The 20979-nt window shown below is 60.3% G+C and carries 18 protein-coding genes and 1 pseudogene; 9 read left to right on the top strand and 10 right to left on the bottom strand.

The window, feature by feature from the left end:
* From KFE13_RS09645 to trxC, 3 genes are all read right to left on the bottom strand, one after another.
* The gene (locus KFE13_RS09645; protein WP_260702900.1) at positions 1-2673 is read right to left on the bottom strand and encodes an ABC transporter permease; all 2673 of its coding nucleotides are present in this window, start codon (positions 2671-2673) and stop codon (positions 1-3) included.
* Positions 2670-3011 carry a PadR family transcriptional regulator gene (locus KFE13_RS09640; RefSeq protein WP_260702899.1) on the bottom strand — a complete coding sequence of 114 codons (342 nt, stop codon included), beginning with the start codon at positions 3009-3011 and terminating at the stop codon, positions 2670-2672. Before KFE13_RS09640 ends, KFE13_RS09645 begins: the two co-directional genes overlap by 4 nt.
* 67 nt (positions 3012-3078) lie before the next feature.
* On the bottom strand, positions 3079-3516 hold the full coding sequence (gene trxC, locus KFE13_RS09635; RefSeq protein ID WP_260702898.1) for a thioredoxin TrxC: 438 nt from the start codon (positions 3514-3516) through the stop codon (positions 3079-3081).
* A gap of 100 nt (positions 3517-3616) precedes the next feature.
* On the opposite strand from trxC, the pseudogene KFE13_RS09630 reads away from it, so the two are divergent.
* Positions 3617-4330: pseudogene (locus KFE13_RS09630) on the top strand (YoaK family protein); the annotation flags it as partial.
* Positions 4331-4344: 14 nt separating this feature from the next.
* On the opposite strand, the gene KFE13_RS09625 reads toward KFE13_RS09630, so the two are convergent.
* On the bottom strand, positions 4345-4761 hold the full coding sequence (locus KFE13_RS09625) for a VOC family protein (RefSeq protein WP_260702896.1): 417 nt from the start codon (positions 4759-4761) through the stop codon (positions 4345-4347).
* A gap of 205 nt (positions 4762-4966) precedes the next feature.
* Between KFE13_RS09625 and KFE13_RS09620 the strand changes: the two genes are divergently transcribed.
* Both KFE13_RS09620 and KFE13_RS09615 read left to right on the top strand, forming a co-directional pair.
* Positions 4967-5542, top strand: a complete 576-nt coding sequence (locus KFE13_RS09620) for a TetR/AcrR family transcriptional regulator (protein WP_260702895.1) — start codon at positions 4967-4969, stop codon at positions 5540-5542.
* Complete coding sequence (locus tag KFE13_RS09615) at positions 5526-6974, top strand: apolipoprotein N-acyltransferase (RefSeq protein ID WP_260702894.1); 1449 nt, start codon at positions 5526-5528, stop codon at positions 6972-6974. The genes KFE13_RS09620 and KFE13_RS09615 overlap by 17 nt, the downstream gene beginning before the upstream one ends.
* Positions 6975-6986: 12 nt before the next feature.
* Here the strand turns inward: KFE13_RS09615 and KFE13_RS09610 are convergent, their stop codons facing one another.
* A complete protein-coding gene (locus tag KFE13_RS09610) occupies positions 6987-9704 on the bottom strand; it encodes a TonB-dependent receptor (protein WP_260702893.1) in 2718 nt (905 codons plus the stop codon).
* A 147-nt stretch (positions 9705-9851) separates the two neighbouring features.
* Positions 9852-10649: a hypothetical protein gene (locus tag KFE13_RS09605; RefSeq protein ID WP_260702892.1), complete on the bottom strand. Its 798-nt coding sequence runs from the start codon at positions 10647-10649 to the stop codon at positions 9852-9854.
* A gap of 19 nt (positions 10650-10668) precedes the next feature.
* Between KFE13_RS09605 and KFE13_RS09600 the strand changes: the two genes are divergently transcribed.
* The 3 genes from KFE13_RS09600 (at position 10669) to KFE13_RS09590 (ending at position 13189) form a co-directional block, all read left to right on the top strand.
* Positions 10669-10983 (top strand): hypothetical protein, encoded by a 315-nt coding sequence (locus KFE13_RS09600; protein ID WP_260702890.1) that lies wholly within the window; start codon positions 10669-10671, stop codon positions 10981-10983.
* A gap of 217 nt (positions 10984-11200) precedes the next feature.
* Positions 11201-11764, top strand: a complete 564-nt coding sequence (locus tag KFE13_RS09595) for a RidA family protein (RefSeq protein ID WP_260702889.1) — start codon at positions 11201-11203, stop codon at positions 11762-11764.
* Positions 11765-11824: 60 nt separating this feature from the next.
* Positions 11825-13189: an aminotransferase class V-fold PLP-dependent enzyme gene (locus KFE13_RS09590; protein ID WP_260702888.1), complete on the top strand. Its 1365-nt coding sequence runs from the start codon at positions 11825-11827 to the stop codon at positions 13187-13189.
* A 424-nt stretch (positions 13190-13613) separates the two neighbouring features.
* On the opposite strand, the gene KFE13_RS09585 is transcribed toward KFE13_RS09590, so the two are convergent.
* Positions 13614-13817, bottom strand: a complete 204-nt coding sequence (locus tag KFE13_RS09585) for a hypothetical protein (RefSeq protein ID WP_260702887.1) — start codon at positions 13815-13817, stop codon at positions 13614-13616.
* Between the two features lie 374 nt (positions 13818-14191).
* Here KFE13_RS09585 and KFE13_RS09580 point away from each other — a divergent pair, with 374 nt between their 5' ends.
* Together KFE13_RS09580 and KFE13_RS09575 are read left to right on the top strand one after the other, a co-directional pair.
* Positions 14192-14455 carry a hypothetical protein gene (locus tag KFE13_RS09580; protein WP_260702886.1) on the top strand — a complete coding sequence of 88 codons (264 nt, stop codon included), beginning with the start codon at positions 14192-14194 and terminating at the stop codon, positions 14453-14455.
* 184 nt (positions 14456-14639) lie between these two features.
* Positions 14640-16394 (top strand): M20/M25/M40 family metallo-hydrolase, encoded by a 1755-nt coding sequence (locus tag KFE13_RS09575; RefSeq protein WP_260702885.1) that lies wholly within the window; start codon positions 14640-14642, stop codon positions 16392-16394.
* A 67-nt stretch (positions 16395-16461) separates the two neighbouring features.
* Here KFE13_RS09575 and KFE13_RS09570 read toward each other — a convergent pair whose 3' ends face one another.
* The gene (locus KFE13_RS09570) at positions 16462-17952 is read right to left on the bottom strand and encodes a DUF4139 domain-containing protein (protein WP_260702884.1); all 1491 of its coding nucleotides are present in this window, start codon (positions 17950-17952) and stop codon (positions 16462-16464) included.
* A 146-nt stretch (positions 17953-18098) separates the two neighbouring features.
* Between KFE13_RS09570 and KFE13_RS09565 the strand changes: the two genes are divergently transcribed.
* Positions 18099-19475 carry a DNA polymerase domain-containing protein gene (locus tag KFE13_RS09565; RefSeq protein ID WP_260702883.1) on the top strand — a complete coding sequence of 459 codons (1377 nt, stop codon included), beginning with the start codon at positions 18099-18101 and terminating at the stop codon, positions 19473-19475.
* Between the two features lie 23 nt (positions 19476-19498).
* Here the strand turns inward: KFE13_RS09565 and KFE13_RS09560 are convergent, their stop codons facing one another.
* Complete coding sequence (locus tag KFE13_RS09560; protein WP_260702882.1) at positions 19499-19849, bottom strand: VOC family protein; 351 nt, start codon at positions 19847-19849, stop codon at positions 19499-19501.
* 20 nt (positions 19850-19869) lie between these two features.
* Positions 19870-20979: an ATP-dependent DNA ligase gene (locus tag KFE13_RS09555; RefSeq protein ID WP_260702881.1), complete on the bottom strand. Its 1110-nt coding sequence runs from the start codon at positions 20977-20979 to the stop codon at positions 19870-19872.

Here is a 20979-nt window from a genome sequence, read left to right as displayed (position 1 = left end):
TTAGTCGCAGCGAAGTGTCTCTGCGGGGTCGATTGAGGCTGCTCGTACGGCGGGCAGCATGCACGCGATAGCAGCACCGGCTAAGAGGATGGCCGTGACCGGTGCGAAGACCCAGAGCGAGGCATGATTACCGGGCATCCAGTGCTGGAGCAGCTTGTGCAGCGTGAGATTGAGGGCGAGTCCCACGGCGATGCCGCTGGCGATCGTGGTGAGTGTGGTGCGCGAGACAGTCCAGATGATGTGTGTGCGTCCTGCGCCCAGGGCCATGCGAATGCCTAGCTCGCTGCGTCTGCGTGCGGTCGCGAAGAGTACGGTGCTTGCGATGCCGAAGAGCGAGAGGAAGAGTGCGAGGCCGCTGAAAAAGGTGAAGAGGCTGGAGAAGAGATGCTGCTGCATCCAAATGGGCTGATGGCTCAGGACCTCTTCGAGGGTGCCGATCTCGGTGGTGAAGGAGATGCGCTGTTCGGGATTGAAGGTGTGGAGCGCGGTACGAAGCGGCTGTAGCAGGTCTTGCGGATTACCTGATGTGCGAATGAAGAGCTGGGTGTAGTTCCACATGAAGGCCGTGTAAGGGACGTAGATGGCAGGGGCGACGGGCCGCTCCAGTCCGTTGTTCTGGAAATCGGCGACGATGCCGAGAACCTGTCGCCAGTCGCTGCTGTTGGGTGAGGTGATGCTGGCTGGCCTGCCGTCGTTCTTCAGGGAATCGGCGCGCACCTGCTGACCAATGACGTTGTGTTGGGGAAAGTATTGTTGCGCGAAGGTTTCGTTGACGACGGCGACGAAGTCTCCGCGGCGGTTTTCGTCGCCGCTCCACAGACGGCCGCGGAGGAGAGGAATCTTCAAGGTGGCAAAGTACTCCGGGCTTACAACCTGCACCAATGCGTGTTGTGGCTGCTCCGATTGATGGCCAAGCATCTCGAAAGAAGACGGCAGGCCAAAGCCGCCGAAGGGCTGCGACGGAGGGATTCCACTAGACATGACACCAACCGAGACAACGCCAGGGACTGCAGCTACGGTATCTCGCAAGCGAGAGATGTAGTTGGCATACGCCTGGTGATTCTTATTTGGATCGGGTTTTAACGGTATGCCAATGAAGCCAACGTTGTGCGGATCATATCCGAGGTTCATGGAGGTGATGTGCATGAAACCTGCGATAGCCGCGCCTGCAACGCCGAGCAGGATGAAGGTGAGAGCGACCTGCGCGCCGATGAGCAGGTTGAGCGGCCTGCTGTTTGTTGTGCTGAGTGTTCGAGCCCGCGCCTGCATCATGTGCGAGACGTCAGGGCGAGAAAAACGCAGGGCGGGTGCGAGACCGAAGAGGACTCCGGTGATGAGGGCCAATGCTACGGAGAAGACAAGCACAGGCCAGTTGACGGCGATCGTCGCCTCTTGCGGAAAGGTTCCGGGCATGAGCTTCAAAGGCAATTTGGCCAGCCAGTAGGAGAGTGCTGTGCCGAGCGCTGCACCTGAGAATGCGATGGCCAGCGATTCGACCAGCAGTTGACGAATCATGCGAAAGCGGCTGGCGCCGATGGCGGAGCGGATCGAAAGCTCATGCTGGCGCGCTTCTCCGCGAGCGAGCAGAAGGACGGAGCAGTTGGCGCAACCAATGAGGAGAAGAAAAATAACGGCAGCGAACAGCATTGCCAGCGTACGCCCAGAACGACGAAAGTATGGTGCGGCGATGGGCTCTACGTTCGTGTGAAACTGCTCTGGAAAGTGCCGAGGGGTTTCCTGCCTGAATTTATTAAGGTAGGCCTGAAACTCTGCGTTGGCCATCGCCATTGTCACGCCGGGCCGGAGCTTGATCCACGGAAATAGTGCGGGACTGCGAGAGGCGCTCCATGGGATGTAAACGTCCGCATTGCTTACTGTCTCCGTAAAAGTAAATCGCGATGGCATTACACCGACAATGGTGAAACTCTGATGCTCGAGGTCCAGCGTATGTCCCAGGATCGCGGGATCGCCACCGAATCGCCGCTGCCAGTACTTGTAGCTAAGCACGACTACATCTTGTGAGGCATCGGATAGCTGGAGTCCACGGCCGAGCAACGGAGGAACTCCAAGGAAAGAGTTCATGTTCGGAGTCACGTAAGCGGTACTCACATTCTCCGGAAACGGGCCGCCCGTTTCAGACTGTCCCGCGAGCATGAAGCCAAGTACACTGTCGATCGACGTTGCTTTGATAAAGCTTTCGTACTGCGCGGGCTCGAGGGCGAACCATGTCGGCACCAGTGGTTGCTTCTCGTCGATGAGCGAAGGATTCACGATGCGGTCCGCATCGGCGTAAGGAAACGGATGCAGCAGAGTGGAGTAGATGACGTTGAACATCGCCGACGTCGCTCCAATGCCAAGCGCCAGCGAAAGGATGGCTGCGATGGAGACGGACGGTTGCCGATAGAGCGAGCGGATGCCGTAGCGAATGTCGCCGCCGATCTCGTGTAGAGGGCGAAGTCCGATGGTTGCGCGGAACTTCTCTTTTTGGGTGTCGACGCGACCTAGTTCGAACTTTGCTTGTCGCAGCGCTTCTTGCGGAGATGTGCCCAGCTCCATTAGATGTTGAGCACGAACATGGATGTGGTATTCGAACTCGGCCTCGATCTCGCGGTCTGTCTGCGAACGATGGGCGAGCGCCTTCCACCATGATCGGAGCGGGGCAAGAAAACTCATAATGTCTCCGGAGTGGCGTCGAGAATGGAGCCGACGACGTCCGTCATCTCGGCCCACTTTTCGGTCTCTTTTTTCAAGTGCTTTCGTCCCGTGGCGGTGAGCGAATAGAACTTGGCGCAGCGGTTGTTCTCCGACTCTCCCCACTCGCCGCGAATCAGTCCTTTGTGCTCCATGCGGTAGAGCGCGATGTAGAAGGAGCCCTGGGGAATTTCAAGGCGGCCCTGCGAGATCTGTTGAATGCGCAGCAGAATGCCGTAGCCGTGCAGTGCGCCCAGCGAGACGGATTTCAAGATGAGGATCTCGAGCGTTCCCTGCAGCAGGTCGACTTTATCGCCCATAGGACATCTACTCTCCTATTTGAGATAGGAGAGTAGGTCGCGGTCAGAAAATATGTCAAGCTGAAAGCTAACTATTTCTTGCCTGATCGAGCCATTGTTCCATCTGCTGGTGGCCTACGAGGCCGGCTTGCTGGGAGATGAGTTTGCCTGCCTTGAAGACGGCGAAGTTGGGGATGCCGCGCACGTTGTAGCGGGCGGAGAGCTCGCGGTTGCGTTCCGTGTCGACCTTGAGGACGAGAGCTCGGCCTGCAGTGTTGGCGGCTGTTTGCTTCACTTCGGGAGCGGCCATGCGGCAGGGGCCGCACCAGTCGGCCCAGAAGTCGACGAGGACGGGCACGCGGGCATTCTGGACGATCTCATCGAAAAGCTGCGTGTCGGCGGCGATAGGTTCGTTGACGGGAGCCAGCTCGTTTTTGCAGTTGCCGCAGCGGCCGGTGTCGGCGAGATGATTGGCGGGAATACGATTCTTCTGGCCGCAGTGTGGACAGGTTCGAATGAGGGGCATGGCGTTCGTGCTCTCCCGGAGATTTGGATGCATCGAGGCACAGCAAGGGTACAACGGCCGGGCGATGGCGGCCAGGCCAGCTGCCTGCGATGATAAAGACATGCCACTGTTCTATCTTCGTCGATTGACGGGAAGCCAGCGCACAGAGACGGCAAATCGCCATCTGGCGCGGTATCTTGCGTGTGTTGCCGGCGCGGCGAATGCGGGCGGTTTTCTGGCCGTTCGTCAGTACACCTCGCATATGTCGGGTATCGTTTCGGCGATGGCGGACAACCTTGCTGTAGGCAGCCTGCGCCTGGCGCTGAGTGGATTGGCAGCGGTGCTGGCGTTTCTGTTGGGAGCATTTCTCACAACGTTGTTTGTACGCTGGGCGCGCCGCCGCAGGCTGGAAAGCGAATATGCGCTGCCATTGCTGGCTGAGGCCTTGTTGCTGCTGTTGTTTGGTTTTGTTGGCAAAGCCTTTGCGGGCGGCCGGGTGTTGGGGACGGTGATGTTGTTGTGCTTCACCATGGGATTGCAGAACGCAATCATTACGAAGATATCGGATGCCGTCATTCGTACGACTCATTTGACGGGTATGGTGACGGACATTGGAATCGCCCTTGGCCGCCTGGTGTACAGGGAATCCGTGGAATTGAAGTCTGAGATAGACAGGCTGTGGCTGCTGGGATCGCTGATCGCGTTGTTCTTCGCAGGCGGCGTCATCGGTGCGCTCGGCTTTAAGCATGCGGGATTCTTTTTTACATTGCCGTTGGCTGCAGTTCTGCTTCTGCTGGCTGGAATGCCTGTGTTCGACGATATGCGGCGGCGGGTTTCGGCAGCGTAGTTCTATAAGGTGCCAGGTGTGCCTCCCCAGTCGCGCGGGTCAACGTCGGCAACGGATTGAGAGAAGGTCCAGGTGCGGCCGATGAGGTCGGTTGCGGTGTACTGGCGTTCGCCGTAGGGGAAGGTTGTGGGTGGACGCACGATCTGGGCACCCTGGCTGACGGCATTGGCGTGGTGCTGGTCGGCATCTTCGACGCGGACGAGCAGCGAGTGTGCGATGGGAGTGGTGGCTCCGGCGCCCGGGTGCTGGACGATGACGATGGCTCCGTTACCGAGGGTGAGCTGCGCGCGGTGGTCGGCGATGCGCAGGCGCAGGGTGAAGCCAAAGGCGGAGCAGAGCCAATCGATGGCTTCGCTGAGGTTGGGGTAGGCCAGCTCGGGGATGATGGTGCTGTCAGGGACGGAACGGTTCTTGAGCATACGTTGTCACCTTCTAAGCAGAACGATAGTACATGCAGCGGGCGGGCAGGTGAATAGGGGCAAGCTAACGAATGGATGCATCTGCAGTTAGGTGATCCGATGCGGGCGATGCGACAGGGTCTTTCCGCGATTTCTACTGGGCTGAAGGACTGACTGAATTTTCTATACACTGTACACAGCATTATGGTATACACCGTATACAACGATGTTGACGACGACAGAAAAGATTGCGAACGCGGCACGGAAGCTGCTCGATAAAGAGGGTGTACAGGGTGTGACGATGCGCCGCATTGCGACGGCAGTGGGTATTACGCCGATGGCGCTGTACCGGCATTATCCAAACCGTGATGGATTGCTGAATGCACTGGCGGATGAAGGCTTTGCGCAATTAGCGGAACGGCTCGCTGCATTGCGATTGACGGGCAGTATCGAGCGACAGCTGACGAAGATTCTCGACCTCTTTCTCGACCATGCGTTTGAGAGGCCGCATTTGTTTGAGCTGATGTTTCTGACACGGCGCGAGGGCGCACGGCAATATCCGCAGGACTTTCGCGAGAGGCGATCGCCGACGGCAAATGTGTCGGCGGATGTGATTGCGCATGCCATGGAGACGGGATACTTCCACAAGGACGATGTGTGGGAGATTGTCTTCGAGACCGGCGCGTTGATGCAGGGGTTGGTGATGTTGTATCTGGGAGGCCGCATGGCGATGACGCAGGGTGAGTTCCGTGCTTTCTGCCACAGGTCGTTTGGGAGGTACTTTAATGGCATCCGCAAATAATGTCCGGCAATTGGGTGAGGCGATAGCCGCTGCTGCTGTCACGGCGGCGCTGTTCTATTTCGGCAATGGTCTGGAGCCGCGCTGGTGGCTGGTGTGGCTTGCTCCGCTGCCGCTGCTGGTGTTTGCGTTGCGAAGCTCGTGGTGGGCTGCAGGTCTCGCAGCGGTAGTGGCGATGCTGGTTGGGAATCTGAACATGTGGAGCTACTTCACGAAGACGCTGGGAATGCCTGCGGTGGCATGGATGCAGATCTACATCGTTGCGGGCATCTTCTTTGCGTTGGGTGTGCTTTTGTTTCGCGCACTCGCATTGCGTGGCGCCGTATGGAGCGCCCTGGTGGCGTTGCCGGCGATGTGGACCACGATGGAATACGTGCGCAACCTGACGACACCGCATGGTTCGGCCGGAAGCCTCGCGTATTCGCAGCTTCAGTTTCTGCCGTTCCTGCAGGTTGCCTCGCTGACAGGTCCGTGGGGGATGACGTTTCTGCTGGTGCTGTTTCCTTCAGCGTTGGCGTTGGGATGGCATCTGCGCATGAAGGATCGTACGCAGGCCGCGTATGTGGTGGGTGCAGGGATGGGTGTCATTGCCCTCGCGCTGATCTTCGGTTCGGCGAGGCTCGCAATGCCAGAGAAGCAGACCGCACGTGTTGGACTGATCACGTCAGACGTTCAAGGAAACCTGCTGGTGACCGATCCCGGAGCCGATACGGAGAGGCTATTTCGCGACTATGCAAGTACGGCGCGAGCTCTGGTTGCCCAGGGAGCGCAGGCGATCGTGATTCCGGAGAAGCTTGGCGTGACACTGGAGGGAAAGTCGGCGGAGACGGATGCCGTGATGCAGTCGCTCGCAATGCAGACGGGAGCGACGGTGGTTGCGGGCGTCGTTCACGTGGATGCTCCGGTGAAGTACAACGAAGCGCGCGTGTATCAGCCTTCGTCGTCGGCGATCGAGCGATATGACAAGGAGCACATGCTGCCTCCATTTGAGTCGAACCTGAAGCCGGGCACAGAACTTGTTCTGCTGCCGAAGAAGGACCAGCTGTGGGGCGTCGCCATCTGTAAAGACATGGATTTCCGCGACCCGGCGCGCCGCTACGGAAAAGCGGGCGCAGGACTCATGCTGGTTCCTGGATGGGACTTTGTCGTCGATGCAGGATGGCACGGACACATCGCGGTGATGCGCGGCGTCGAGGACGGCTTCAGCATCGCTCGCGCTGCGAAGACGGGCTATCTGACGGTGAGCGATGATCGCGGACGCATCATTGGCGAAGTGCGCAGCAATGCGGCTCCCTTTGCCACGCTACTGGTCGATGTCCCATCAACGCACCACGCAACACTGTATCAGTTGATGGGCGATTGGTTTGCGTGGCTCTCGATTGCAGTGCAGACGTTTGCGGTTGTGCGTGTCATGCTGCCAGGCAGCCGTGCTTAGGACGAAGCATGTTCAGAAACTGTAACGTACACCTCCTTCAATGCGGCGGCCGTTGTCGGCGGCGTAGGGTACTCCGAATAGTGGTGAGCCGAGGACGCCACCGACGGTCTTGACGTTTGTGTGGTTGAGCACGTTGGCCGAGCGCACGTTGAGTGTGAGTGTCTGTGCGTGTTCGGCCTTGGCGTTGCGCGTTAGCTTGAAGGCTCGTTGCAGGTTGGTGTCGAGATAGAAGGTCCAGGGCATGACGCCCTGGTTGCGCGGAAAGACGCCTGTGCCTCCGCTTGCGATCAGCAGGCCGTAGGGTGTCTGGATGGCTCCGGCTTGCCCTGGCGTGGCGTACTGCGGACGATCGTTGAAGTTGCCATCACCGTTGTTGTCGAAGCCGGTGGTGATGTTGTAGTGCGCGTCGCCTCCGCCGTTGAAGTTGGCGCTGAGCTCGAGCTTTTCCGGCAGCTTGAAAGATGCGTTGCCGAAGACGTTCCACATGGGCTGGCCGGTGCGATGCGCGAACTCACCTGCGTTCGAGGTGGAAGTTTGCGGCGTGGAGAATTCGTTGTCGTCGGTGTCGTCGACCAGGTTGACGCGGACGCTGCCGAAGAAGAACTGCACGCGCTTCAGGGAGTGCTGCTCGATGCCGACGAAGACAGCGTTGACGCGTCCCTGCCCGCTGGCCTGCATCTGCAGGATGTTGAGATTCGCCGGGCCGGGGCGCGGGCCGTAGGGATTGTCGTTGAGCGGCGAGTTGATGTTGTTGGTGCGTGTGTAGTTCCAGATGCGTCCGTTATAGTAGTCGGCCGAGAGGTTGAAGCTGTGGGGCAGCACGCGTGTGCCACCGATGTTCCAGGCGCTCCATGTGAGGTTCGTCAGGTGTGGTGAATACTGGCGGATGCTGTGGATCGGCGTTGCGCCGACGAAGGGGCTGCCGTAGACGGGACTGTAGATGGTGCTGGTGACGCGGTCGACGCCGTTCATGCGCTGCACTTCGGACTGGTCGCCTTTTCCGAAGCGGCCTGCGAACATGCCGCCGTGCGCGTGCAACGTCCAACGATTCTTCTTGTCTGGTGACCACAGGATTCCCATGCGCGGCGTGAGGGAGCCGAGCAGTGTCGGGTTCGTCTGCCAGAAGTAGCGCAGGCCCGAAGCGATGTGAACACCGTGGCCCATGTTCCAGTCGTCCTGCACGAAGAAGGCATTCTGTACGAGGGTGAAGTTGACGGTAGGCGAGCCGGCGACGTTGCTGTACGTTGTCGGCGTTCCTCCGGGCAGATGCGCGAGTGCGCGGCGATACTGCTCAATGCCGGAGATGGTTTCGGTCTGACCCGTAGGATTGCCGCTGGCGTCGAGCACAGGCGCGATACCTCCGCCGAAGTTATAGGTGCCGTTGAAATTGTTGGTGAGCGTTAGGCGCTCGCGGTAGACCCACAACTGCATGCCGGCTTTGATCGTGTGGTTCTTGGTCGTGAGGATGGCGTCGTCGTCGTACTCGGTGGCGAGCTCATGCAAACGCTGCGGGCCCAACGCAGCGCCACCACCGGTGAAGGCTCCGGCTACCTGCAATGAAGTTGTTTTCGCGGTGGGATTGTCGGTCTCGCCGTCCCACTTCAGGCTCAGGCGAGCCTCGTGCATCAGGTGGGCCGAGGCGGTCGTGATATTGCTGAAGCGCAGAATATGTTCGTACTGCTGGCTGTCGTAGCCCGCCTCGGCGAGCGCCGTGCCGCCCACACCGACGTTCTGCAGATGATTTACGTTCGCGCTGTAACTGGTCATGAAGGTGTTCTTCGGAGTGATCTGCCAGTCAACCTTGGCGGTTCCGATCCACAGGCGCTGCGGTGTGGAGACGTTGGCGACGGTTCGCGTTGCGTTACCGCTGGGGTCGAGCGTGATGGCGTTCACGACGGCGAAGTTGTCGATGCTGCGGTGCTCGAGTGTCATGGTGAAGTCCGAGCCCTTCTTGCGGATCGGGCCGGTCAGCTCGAAGCCGTAGCGCTGCTTGCCCAGGGCGGCCTTGCTGGTGGAGAAGGGATCGCGCGCGTTCATCCACGGGCTGCCGTTGGTGGCGAAGAGTGCGCCGTGGTACGTGGGCTGGCCGGGCTTGGTGTAGACCTCGACGCGTCCGCCGCCGAAGGGAGGCTCGCGGTACTCGGCGGAGAATTGATCGGGGTTCACCTTGATGTAGGCAATGGAGCTCTTCGGCGGCAGCTTGCTGGAGTCCTGAAAGCCGTCAACGGCGATGGTGGCGTTCGAAGGATTGCCTCCGGCAGCAGCGGCGAGCTGTTGCAGCTGGCGCAGCAGATCGTCGGGGTCATCGGCGAGCGACTGCAGGCGGTTGCCTGCGATGGTCTGCGTCGGGCCGCTCGACGTGGCGCTGGCAGCCGATGGATTGTCGTCAGCGTCGACGTCGAGGTTCGTCTGCACCTCTTCGAGCTTCAGTGTGAGATCGACAGCCGTAGGATGCGGCGTCTTAAGCGCAAGCGTCTGCGTGGCGAATCCCTGCGCTGAGACAGAGAGCTGATGCGAGCCTTCGGCGACGCAGTTGAAGCGGAAGTGTCCGTCGGCGCCGCTCGTCTCCGGAGCGCCGCCATCGAGCGAGAGCGAAGCGCCGGGAATAATCGCCTGCGTGGCATCGTGAACGATGCCTGTCAGCGCAGTGCTGTTTCGCGGGCAGGGAGTCTGCGCCAGAGCATAGGGGAGCGCAAGCGCAGCAAGAGCTGCGGCAGCGAGAAGCTTCATAAGCCACCTCGTTGGGGGTTCGGGGTAAACGTGCAGCAGTTGGCCGCGCAATCGTGGCGCGTGGCGTGACCGCTTCCTGGGAACTCGAAGATTAGCTACGCGCGCTGTTGCGTAAAAGTTCCCTTGCGGGGATGTGGTTGAAGACTCCTACGCGCGACGGCGGTACTTGATCGCGAACTCGTAGCCGGGATTCGGCGGGAAGAGTTTAGCGACCTGCTTCAGGCGGTCGGCCAGCGGCTGCGGGGCCAGCAGCGGGTACTCGCGCTCGCGCAGCTCCGTGTAGTCGAAGTCGATTGCCAGCGAGAGCAGATAGATAGCGACGGCGTCGGAGAAGGCACTATCGAGGAAGTTGTTTTTCGCGCGTTCGTCGACGATCGGTTTGCCTTCGGCTCGCGTGGGCTGGCGATCTCCTGCCAGCGACAGGTGGCGCGCCTCCCAGGCGTCGTGCGAGGTTTCGCCGCGCACATCGGAGAGCGCCTGCGACCAGGCCATCTGCTGAAAGCTGTCGGGCACGCCGGCAACTTCGACGAAGGCGTGGCCGACGTTGATGAAGAACTCGAATGCCAACGCGAAGCGGTCGTTCAGCAGCCGCGTGGAGATGAAGACGCCCTCGGCGTTGTCCAGTGGAACGTTCCGGTGGCAGATGGCCTGGTCGCCCAGCTCGGTTGTGTAGGCCGGAGCGATGAGGGTGGCGTCGCCGCCTTCTCCGGCGCGGCGCTCCGAGAGCGCAAGCGGGACAAAGTAGTAAGCCTTGCGTGACAGAGCAGCAGCGATGGCCGTCGGGACCGCCTGCACGATGCGCTGCAGGTCATTGTCGGCAAGCAGGTTATCGCCAAATGCCGCATAGGCGATTCCGTTGGGTGCCCGCTGCACCGTCGTTTCCCTGGCCACCTGCGACGCCTTGATGAGGCTGTTGGCCAACCCGTCCTGAACACCTTCTGCCATAAGGCAGTATTCTACTTCTATGGCGCAGGTATCGCAGACAGAAGATGGTGTGAGGCCTTCGGGCAGCAGCAGGGCAACTCTCTTTGGAGCTCCCATAGGCGAACTGGGCTGGTTTGCGAGCCTGCTGATCGGCGCAGCTCTGGGCTTTGCGGCGTTTTTTCTGGCGACGTTTGTGGGGATCGTCGGCATTACGATTTACAACTCGTCGACGCATCACACCGTGGATTACTCCCTGAGCTATATGCGCGGCGGCCTGATTACCGGATTGCTGGTCCTGATCCTCTCCTGGGCCTACCTGGGCTCGCTCTGGGTGAAGCGGATCACCAGCAGGTAGCCGAAATTGCCAACGGTTTTAAGCCGCAGAGCGTTGCAGCTATGTCATTTGTCCGTAGTCAATCGATGAATCGTACCCGTATGATTCGGTCACACTTTTGTGCGCGCTAAGGCCGTAAGCGGGTTTTCGTGGCCGCTTCTGCAGGTTTCTCCGTTGCAGGGAAGCGTCTGCGGCTTGAATCTTCTGGCGCATAACCGGATTTTGCGAGGAGGAAAGCATGGAGATCAGTTCCAGGCGTCGTTTTTTTGGTAAGGCAGCATCTCTGGCAGCGGCCGTGATGGGCGGCACGAAGCTCTTCGGACAGCAGGCGGCGCCGGCTACGCCTCCCGTACCGAGCGGGCGTGGCGGAAATCACACGCATAACGGCATCTTCTACTTCTCTGGCACGGGTTCGAACGATGGGTACGGGCGCGAGGACCACGTTCTGGTGACCGATCCGTTTGAGAAGCATGTGACGCGCTCGATGGACGCGCTGAAGCGTTCGCTGGAGCGGAACGGCTCGACGATGGACAATATTCTTAACATGCAGGTGTTCATCTGCCTGCCGCATGCGGATTCGATTCCGATGCCGACGGGCAAGGCGCGTTTCGATGCGCACAAGGCACAGTATGACGCGCTGAACAAGATTTATGGAACGTACTTCTCGCCCGGTAAGGCTCCGGCGCGTGCGTGCATGGCGGTGGAGTGGATTCCGGGCGATTCGCTGGTCGAGTTTGTCGGCAGCGCACAGGTGGTGAATCCGCCTGCTCCTCCGGCTCCGAAGCCGCCTGCGGGAGTTTGAGCTTTTCAAGAAGGTTTGCAGCAGGACAACGAGCAGAAGGATTAGGAAAGGGATAGTGCAATGAACCTGAAGTGGAATCGCCGGTCGTTTCTGTCGACCCTCGGAGCTGCCACGGGCAGCCTGTTAGCCCCACAAGCGGCCGTGGCCCAGAAGAAGAAGGACGAGAAGCCGGGCGTCGACGGTCATGCGATCGTCCCGATCAAGTCGGGCCTGGGCTCGACGGGCGATATCTACGCCGAACTGGGTGTGACGCCTCTGGTGAACATCGTTGGTACGGTGACGGTGATCGGTGGCTCGGTGATGAAGCCCGAAGTGATGGAGCTGATGCGTCAGGGCAACCAGCACTTCGTGATGATCAACGAGCTTGAGGTCGCGGCGGGCCGCTTCCTGCAGAAGCTGTGCAAGCTTCCCGAGGGTTATACGGGCCTGGTGACGGGCGGTGTGGCTGCGGGTATTGTCGTGGCTTATGCCGGAATGCTGACTGAGGACCTGGAGCCGCGCATGAAGGCTTGTCCTGACCTGACGGGCTTTCCGAAGACCGAGGTCATCATCCAGAAGGCGCATCGCAACAACTTCGATCACCAGGTGCGGCAGACCGGCGTGAAGCTGGTCGAGGTGGAGACGAAGGACCAGATGATCAACGCCATCAACGACAAGACGCTGGCGATGCACTTCATCAACATCCAGTCGGACGGCGGTAAGGTTTCCGGGCCGGAGATGATCGAGATTGCGCGGAAGGCGGGCATCTACACCTTCAACGATGCTTCGGCCGACGTTCCGCCGAAGGAGCGGCTGTGGGAGTATCCGGCGCAGGGCTGGGACTTCGTGGCGTTCTCGGGCGGCAAGGATATCTGCGGTCCGCAGTCGACGGGCTTCCTGTTCGGCAAGGAGAAGCTGATCCGCTGGGCGCAGATGAACATGAGCCCGCAGGAGGATCGCATCGGCCGCTCGAGCAAGGTGGGCAAAGAACAGATCTTCGCTGCGCTGAAGGCGATCGAGATGTTCGTCGAGCAGGACTACGACGCGGTGATCCGGAGCTACGACGCGCGCGCCGAGGTGATCTCGAAGGCGGTGGCGAAGTTTGGCGTGACGGCTCTGCCACGCCAGTTCAACCCGAATGCGCTGGGCAATGTGACTCCGCACTACAGCTGGAAGATCGACCAGACGAAGACGAGCCTGACAGCGCAGGATGTGATGAAGGCGCTGGCGGAGACGAAGCCGGTGGGCATCGGCAGCATGAATGCGGATGCTGCGGGTATGCGCGGCCGCAATCCGGATGCTCCGGCGCATCCGCCGGAACAGCGTCGCCGCCGTCAGCAGGACCCGACGACGTTCGGGTTTGCGATGTGGCAGCTGAAGGACGGAGAAGATAAGTACATCGCCGACCGGCTGGTCGAGATTTTCTCAACGGCGAAGAAGGCTTAAGCGGGTGGACCGGGGGAGGGACCCCCTCCCCCTTTATAGTTTTGTAAGGCCCTTGTTTTGTTCGGCTTATGCGATTTGCACAGGCTAAAATATTCAAGGCAAGGAAGTTAACCCTAAAAATATTGATTCTGAATGAGTTAGCCCCGGCTTTGTGCCGGGGCTTCTGTTTTGTTTGCTGATTTAAGTGTAGCGAAGCGAGGGAAACTAATCGGCAGATTTTTTGGGGTTTATTTGTTTTGGAATGAGCAGGTTACGAATTCCGGGGGCTTGACAGGCGTTTTTGCTCCACTTTTTGGCCTGAGCGTTCCGGCTGCGGCTCCATACGAGCCTCTCACCCCCAACGAGCAAGCTCGTCGGGAACCCCCCGAGCCTTCGGCAGAGCGGTGGTCCGGTGACCGCGCTGCGGTTCCGATAGCGCCAGATCCTAGGTGGCTTTGCGCTGGAAGCTGGTCTTCTTGTTGGGTGCGGAGGAGGGCTTGGCCTTGGGGCCGTTGCCGGAGGCAGCGAAGTTTTTGTCGCCGCTCTTTTGCTGGGCCATCTTTTCGCGGAGGGCCTGGAGCTTCTGTGCTTTGGGGCTGAGGCCGCCGATCTTTACGCCGCTGGGCTTCTGGGGGATGAAATCACTCATGAGGGAGATTTTCTCATGCTGCAGGCGAATTTGTGCGTGTGGTTCGAGCTTCCGGTCGAAGGCCGACATCGCCTGTGTGATGACAGGGCTGCTCCGATAGGAGGCAGCCGATGTGCAGGAGCGCGTGTGCCGGGTTTGTGTGGGTCGGAATGTTTGGGGAGCATTCTGGAAAAATGCAGGTTCTTTCGATTTCATCTTCGCGTGCAGAGACCGACTCCATCTTTGCGTGCAGAGACGCCGCCGAGGCCGCTCAGAATGACATGGCTTGACGGTGCATCGCGGATTTCGCCGATACGGACTAGCTCGATTGTGGGATGGGAAATGGGAGGTGGCTGGAGCTAAGGTGGAAGCTCGCGATAGAGGAGCTGAAGACCATGTCGATGCATAGTGGGGAACAGACACGTATTCGTAGCGTAGCGGCGAACTCGATGCTGCAGAGGAACAGCTCGGTTGTTCTGCGGCTGACGGAGCAGGGATTCGAACTGACTTCGGAGGGTGAGACCGAGCCGGTGATCTGCGAGAGCTGGCCGCGGGCGAAGCGGGTGCTGCGGCGGCTTGGTGTGCCGGACCACAAGATCGATGTGATCAGCAGCCAGTTGTCGGCGGGGAATGGCGTTGTGGTGCGCACGCGGATTTAGTGCGGTTCGAGCTTCGTTTCGAAAGGCCACATCCTGCGATCGAGCTGCGATAGGGAGCCTCTCTGTCGCCTGCGGTATGTCACGACTATCGGAGTGAAGTCTGGTTCCAGCCCGCCTGGGGACAGCATTCTGCTATCCTTCGATATTCAGAAAAGGCTTACCCACTTGTGGAGGACCATAACGCATGACATTTGTACGCACCGTTGCGTGCTGGAGCTGCTTTGCGGCTGCTGCAGCGACGCTCACCCTACCTACGCTTGCCGCTGACAAGAAGGCCACGAAAGAGCCTGTCGCGGCGACACCTTCTTACTATGGGCCGCAGCCTGCGACCGAGAACCTCGACCTGACGATGTATGCGCGGATTCGCGAGGAGGGCTTCATGCACTCGCACGTGATGGAGTTTGCCGACGCGTTGACGAATGGCATTGGGCCGCGCCTGACGGGTTCGCCGAACATGAAGAAGGCGAACGAGTGGACGCGCGACACGCTGACGAAGGTGGGTCTTGAGAATGCGCACCTGGAGGACTGGGGCGAGTTCGGTATGGGCTGGCAGCAGATTGGCACGACGGCGAGGATGATTGCGCCGGATACGGCTCCGCTGTGGATGCAGGCGGCGCCGTGGTCGCCTTCGACCAGCGGTCCGGTGACGGGCGAAGCGGTGTTGATGAACCTGACCGACATGAAGGACCTGGATCAGTTCAAGGGCAAGCTGAAGGGCAAGATCGTGTTGTTTGGAGCGATCCGCACGACGCCGGATCTCGATAAGGCACTGTTCAGCCGTTATACGGAAGCAGAGCTGAAGGAGATGGAATCGGCGGAGCTGAAGGGTGGCCCCGACTACAAAGCGTTGCTCGAACGTCGCCGCAAGGTGTACGAGCTGCGCGCGGCGGCGCTGAAGCTGATGGCGGATGAAGGTGTGGTGGCCATCATTACTCCGTCGCGCGATGGAGGAAAGGGCGGCGGCACAGGAATCATCTTCGACGACAATACTGCGAACCTGGCGTTGAGTGCGCAGAAGAGGGAGAACGCGATCACGATTCCTAACGGGCCGATGATCGTTGAGAACTACAACCGCATTGCCAGGCTGCTGGAGCACAAGGTGCCGGTCACGTTGGAAGTAAACATCGAGACGAAGGTCACGGGCGATCACGAACATGGCTTCGATACGGTGGCGGAGATTCCGGGGACGGATCCGAAGCTGAAGGACCAGGTGGTGATGGTCGGCGGACATCTGGATAGCTGGATTGCAGGCACGGGCGCGACGGACAATGCTGCGGGCTCGGTGGTTGCGATGGAGGCCGTGCGCATTCTGAAGGCGCTGGGCGTGAAGCCGAAGCGCACGATCCGTATCGCGCTGTGGTCGGGCGAGGAGCAGGGGCTGTATGGCTCGCAGGGTTATGTGAAACAGCACTTCGGTACGTTTGCGGAGCCGGAGCATCCGGATCCGGCGAGCATGCCGAGCTTCCTGCGCTCGAAGGGCAAGCTGAACACGACGAAGGAGTGGGAGACGCTGGATGCGTACTACAACCTGGATAACGGCACGGGCAAAGTGCGCGGCGTGTATACGCAGGAGAATTTCGCGATCGGGCCGATCTTCGCGCAGTGGATCGCTCCACTGAAGGACCTCGGTGTTACGACGATTACGAATCGCAACACCGGCGGCACGGATCATCTTTCGTTCGATGCGGTGGGCCTGCCGGGCTTCCAGTACATCCAGGACGATATGGATTATGAGACGCGCACACACCACTCGAACATGGATACGTTCGATCGTCTGCATGAGGACGATCTGAAGCAGGCCGCGGTGGTGGAGGCGATCTTCCTGTACAACACGAGCGAGCGCGAGCAGATGATGCCACGCAAGCCGTTCCCGCATCCGGAGCTGGATAAGCAGAGGTCGGCTCCGATTGAGGGGATTTATCCGAATGCGGAGAAGTAACTGCTGAGGTGCAAATGAAGCGGCGAGAGCTTGATGCTCTCGCCGCTTTTTTTGCACGGCATTTTGTTTACCAGGTGTAGTGCACGGTGTAGGTGAAAGTCGTTTCTCCCTTGGCGGGAACGGTGATGGGGAAGTCGATGGTGTTGCTGTCGCGCTTGGTGTAGTCGGCGGATTTGGCGGTGACCTGCCAGTTCTGCGCGCGGTGCAGGTGCTCGATGGCGTGGATGGTGACGGGCTGCGTCTTCTGGTTGGAGAGCGTGATCTCGAAGCTTTCGTCGATGGTGTGGGCGCGGGTGTCGGTGTGGAAGTCGGTCTGCTTGCGTGAGCCGGTGAGATCGAAGGCGTTGCCGCTGGTGACTTTGACGGTCTGTTCGGCGGGCGTGTGCTGGATGTTGTTTTCGCCGACGAACTGCATCTGGCCGGTGGAGTCGCGGCGATAAAGACGCAGACGTCCGGCGGGCAGGGGCATGCCGAGATGGTTGGAGTCGGAGTTTTTGATCTCCTGCTGGATGGTGACGCGCTTGTTGCCGGTCAGGCCGTAGTCCGGCTGGACGTTGTGGAAGCCGAGATAGATGGGTTGGTAGAGGGCATTGCCCTCGTATTGGTAGGTGCGCTCAACGGTGACTTTGGAGGCTTCGATGAACTGTATCTGTTTGGTCTCGCTGTTGCGCAGGGCGACGGTGCGGTGCAGGTCGTAGAGGTGGAAGTCGTCGAAGGCTTGTTGGGTGACTTCGGGTGGTGGGGCCGCTACTTCTGCCATGGCCAAGTTGCCGGCGACACCTGCACCATAAGCTCGACCTCTGAACTGCTGCACCTTCGCGACATCACCGGCCATGAGCTGGATGGTGGTTTGCGGAAAGTCGGTGCCGGAGTTGTTGTTGATGGTGACCCAGCCGAGGACGTCGGCGAGCTCGGATGCAGCGGTGGTGGAGCTTTCGGGAAGGACGATGTTGTAGTTGGCCTGCCAGCTGAGACCGTGGGTGATGTAGGCGAGTTCGGCGGGGAAGTTTGCGGCCTTGGGTGCGTAGATCTGCCAGCGCAACGTAGGCTTGAGGAGTAAGCCGTCGGTGGTGGCGGGGAACAACGGCGTGCCGGGAAGCTGGAACTGCATGCGGCCATCGACTTCGATGAGTGGGTTTTCGCCTGCGCGGATGATGCGGCCCTGGATGATCTTTGCGGGAAGCTCATGGGGCTGGCCGGACTCGGTGCCGTAGCGGGTTGCAGGTTGAAGCTGAAAGTCGATGGTCTTGCCTTCGTACTTTTCGAGCAGCCATTGCTGGGTGACGACGCCTGCGTCGTAGTTCTGTTCGGCGATGGTGAAGGCGTTGTGGCTGGAGGGATCGCGCAGGACGACGGAGTCGGGCTCGAGCTGGCTGGTGACGCTGGTGGTGAGCACTTCGTTGTTGCCTGTCTTCAGGTCGAGCGGCACGGTGGTGCGTGCGACGGCGAAGTCCTGGTTGTAGATGGTGAGCGCGGTTGGTGAGGTCGAGGCAGATTGTTGTGCGAAAGATGTGGCTGCAAGAGTGAGTGCAAGGGAGGGCAGAAGATTATGACGCATGCGCGCTTGAATCCTTTCCGGTGAAGCATGGGTTTAGACCCCGGGGATCATCAAAAGGTTCCCTGTGCGGTGAATTAAATCTTTCGTCATCGATGCGCATCGCCTCGAACTATCCTGGGGGCTCAAGGCCGGTATAGGCTGTTTGCGTGAGCGCAGACGAAGCAGCGGAGATTCTTTCCATCGACGGGCGCGAGGTGCGCGTGACGCATCCGGGCAAGCTGTATTTTTCGCAACAGGTGCGGGTGACGAAGCTTGATCTGGTGCGTTATTACCTCAGTGTTGCTCCGGGCGCGTTGCAGGGAATTCGCGACAGGCCTGTGGTGCTGAAGCGATTTGTGAATGGTGCGGAGGCGGAGCCGTTCTATCAGAAGCGTGCGCCAAGCGACCGGCCCGCGTGGATGCGTTCGGTGACGCTGTCGTTTCCATCGGGACGCACCGCGGAAGAGATCGTTGTCGACGATGCGGCGGGGCTGGCGTGGATCGTCAACCTGGGATGCATGGAGCTGCATCCGCATCCGGTGCGCACGGGCGATCTGGATCATCCGGATGAGTTGCGTGTCGATCTCGATCCGATTCCCGGCGTGGGCTGGGACGATGTGCGTCGCGTGGCGATGGAGGTGAAGGCACAGCTGGAGGAAGTGGGTCTGCGCGGCTGGCCGAAGACGAGCGGCTCACGCGGGATGCATGTGAATGTGCGTATCGAGCCGCGATGGACGTTTACGGAGGTGCGCCGTGCGGCGATTGCGTTGTCGCGTGCGGTGGAGAGGCGCGTACCGCAGCTGGCGAGTTCGAAGTGGTGGAAGGAGGAGCGGCACGGTGTCTTTCTGGATTACAACCAGAATGCGAAGGACAGGACGACGTGCTCGGCGTACTCGGTGCGTCCGCTGCCGGATGCGCGCGTGTCGACTCCGCTGGAGTGGGATGAGGTGATGCAGTGCGATCCGGCAGAGTTCACGATCTTCACGGTACCGAAGCGGTTTGCGGCGAAGGGTGATCCGCATGCCGCGATGGATGAGCATGCAGGATCGCTGGAGGCGCTGCTGGAGTTGGCGGCACGCGATGAGGCCGCAGGGTTGGGCGATGCTCCGTGGCCGCCACACTTTCGCAAGATGGAGGGCGAGGCTCCGCGTGTTGCTCCTTCGCGTGCGAAGAAAAAGAGTGCTGCGGATGGAGATGCGCAGAGCGATGCGCCGAAGCGGCGTCAGTCGAAGATGCCGCTTCTTGTGATTGCGAACTCGACGAAGAAGGATGAGGCGCTGGCAGGGCTGGAGCGTTGGAAGGCGAAGTATCCGGAAGCGGCTGCTCTGCTTGCTGTGGACGATGTGCTGGTGGATTCGATGCGCGGCAGCTCGTCGACGTGGACGCGCATTCGCGTGAATCTGCGGCATGTGCCGGAGGCGATCAGGCCCACGCAGGAGACGCCTGATCCGGATGACGATCCGACGCGCAAGTGGAGAGAGTGGCGTGCTGCGGGTGGCGATGCGCCGGAGTGGCCGAGGCGTTCACGGAAGAAGAAAGAATAAGATCCGCACGTCTGCTGTGAGGCTCATCGCAATGCGAGTGCGGTGGGATGGTTCGGTTGATAGAGGCCGACCTCGCCTCCTCCGGGAAGCTGGATCTTTGTGAGTGAGCCCCAGCGCTGTTCCTGAACCGGGGAGCACTGGACGCCTTTATCGTTGAGCGAAGTGATTTCGGCCTGCAGATCGTCGCACATGAAGTAAAGCTCATGGGCTCCGTTTTCGCTGGCTGGGTGAACTGCAATCTCTGCCGGCGGCAGTGCAAAGATCAGCCAGCCGTGGCCTGCGTCCACGTGGTTAAAGCCGAGGGTATCGCGGAGGAAGGTGCGGTCTGCCTCGGCGTCTTTGCTGTAGAGGATGATGTGAGTTCCTGAGATCATGGCTCCTCCTCCAAAGAAAATTAGCGGCCTGTGCGGAAGATGTCGGCCAGCTCGTGCGGTGCGACGACTTCGAGTTGCGCGTAGGTGCATTCGTGCGGCGGTTTGTCGGTGCGCCAGCGACGGAACTGGGCCATGTGGCGGAAGCGTGTGCCCTGCATGTGTTCGTAGGCGACTTCGGCGACGAGCTCGGGGCGCAGAGGTTGCCAGGAGAGATCTTTGCCCTGGCTCCAGCGCGATTGCATGCCGGGCTTGCGCTGGGTCTGGTCTGCGTTGTCGGCCATCCATTCGGCCCACGACTTCCACGGATGATTGTCGAGCGCATTGGCGCGGTAAGGTTCGAGGAACTCTACGAGCTCGCGGCGCTTTGCTTTGGTGAAGCTGGCGGCGACGCCGATGTGCTGCAGTGCGCCGGAGGCGTCGTAGAGGCCGAGCAGCAGCGAGCCGATGGCCTCGTTCTCTGCGTCCTTGTGCCAGCGGAAGCCGGCGACGACGCAGTCGCAGTCGCGTTCGTGCTTGATCTTGAGCATCGTTCGTTTGTTGGGTTCGTAGATGCCGGTGATGGGCTTGGCCATGACGCCGTCGAGGCCTGCGCCTTCGAATCGTTTGAACCAGTCGCGCGCGGTGGTGTGGTCGCGTGTGGCGGGCGTGATGTGGAGGGGAGGCGTTGCGGATGCGAGTACGGCTTCGAGTTCTTTGCGGCGCAGCTCGAAAGGCTCGGTGCGCAGGTCGCGCTCGTCGAGCGCGAGCAGGTCGAAGAAGATGACGGATGCGGGGATTTGTTGCGAGAGAAGTTTGGCGCGCGATGCAGCGGGATGCAGGCGCAGCTGGAGTGCTTCGAAATCGAGTTGGCTGCGTGCGTCGTCGAGTCCGCGCGACTGTGCGATGACGATCTCGCCGTCGAGTACGCAGCGTGTGGGGAGTTGTGAGAGCAGAGGCTCGGTGAGCTCGGGGAAGTAGCGGTTGAGCGGCTTCTGGTCGCGGCTCTGGATGAACAGCTCGTCGTGGTCGCGGAAGATGAGTGCGCGGAAGCCGTCCCACTTGGGCTCGAAGATCCATGCGTCGTCTTCGGGCACAGCGTCGACGCGTTTGGCGAGCATGGGAAGAAGAGGCGGCGGAACGGGAAGATTCAC

Origin of the sequence: Edaphobacter flagellatus (assembly GCF_025264665.1) — a bacterium.
Classification (GTDB): domain Bacteria; phylum Acidobacteriota; class Terriglobia; order Terriglobales; family Acidobacteriaceae; genus Edaphobacter; species Edaphobacter flagellatus.
This window is presented reverse-complemented; position numbering and strand designations above follow the sequence as displayed.

Bases quoted from the DNA above. Each gene is read 5' to 3' on its own strand.
- KFE13_RS09575 (WP_260702885.1), top strand. From the start codon at position 14,640: ATGACATTTGTACGCACCGTTGCGTGCTGGAGCTGCTTTGCGGCTGCT.
- KFE13_RS09560 (WP_260702882.1), bottom strand. From the start codon at position 19,849: ATGATCTCAGGAACTCACATCATCCTCTACAGCAAAGACGCCGAGGCA.
- KFE13_RS09595 (WP_260702889.1), top strand. From the start codon at position 11,201: ATGGAGATCAGTTCCAGGCGTCGTTTTTTTGGTAAGGCAGCATCTCTG.
- KFE13_RS09580 (WP_260702886.1), top strand. From the start codon at position 14,192: ATGTCGATGCATAGTGGGGAACAGACACGTATTCGTAGCGTAGCGGCG.
- KFE13_RS09640 (WP_260702899.1), bottom strand. From the start codon at position 3,011: ATGGGCGATAAAGTCGACCTGCTGCAGGGAACGCTCGAGATCCTCATC.
- KFE13_RS09625 (WP_260702896.1), bottom strand. From the start codon at position 4,761: ATGCTCAAGAACCGTTCCGTCCCTGACAGCACCATCATCCCCGAGCTG.
- KFE13_RS09610 (WP_260702893.1), bottom strand. From the start codon at position 9,704: ATGAAGCTTCTCGCTGCCGCAGCTCTTGCTGCGCTTGCGCTCCCCTAT.
- KFE13_RS09605 (WP_260702892.1), bottom strand. From the start codon at position 10,649: ATGGCAGAAGGTGTTCAGGACGGGTTGGCCAACAGCCTCATCAAGGCG.
- trxC (WP_260702898.1), bottom strand. From the start codon at position 3,516: ATGCCCCTCATTCGAACCTGTCCACACTGCGGCCAGAAGAATCGTATT.
- KFE13_RS09600 (WP_260702890.1), top strand. From the start codon at position 10,669: ATGGCGCAGGTATCGCAGACAGAAGATGGTGTGAGGCCTTCGGGCAGC.
- KFE13_RS09645 (WP_260702900.1), bottom strand. From the start codon at position 2,673: ATGAGTTTTCTTGCCCCGCTCCGATCATGGTGGAAGGCGCTCGCCCAT.
- KFE13_RS09570 (WP_260702884.1), bottom strand. From the start codon at position 17,952: ATGCGTCATAATCTTCTGCCCTCCCTTGCACTCACTCTTGCAGCCACA.
- KFE13_RS09615 (WP_260702894.1), top strand. From the start codon at position 5,526: ATGGCATCCGCAAATAATGTCCGGCAATTGGGTGAGGCGATAGCCGCT.
- KFE13_RS09620 (WP_260702895.1), top strand. From the start codon at position 4,967: ATGTTGACGACGACAGAAAAGATTGCGAACGCGGCACGGAAGCTGCTC.
- KFE13_RS09585 (WP_260702887.1), bottom strand. From the start codon at position 13,817: ATGAGTGATTTCATCCCCCAGAAGCCCAGCGGCGTAAAGATCGGCGGC.
- KFE13_RS09590 (WP_260702888.1), top strand. From the start codon at position 11,825: ATGAACCTGAAGTGGAATCGCCGGTCGTTTCTGTCGACCCTCGGAGCT.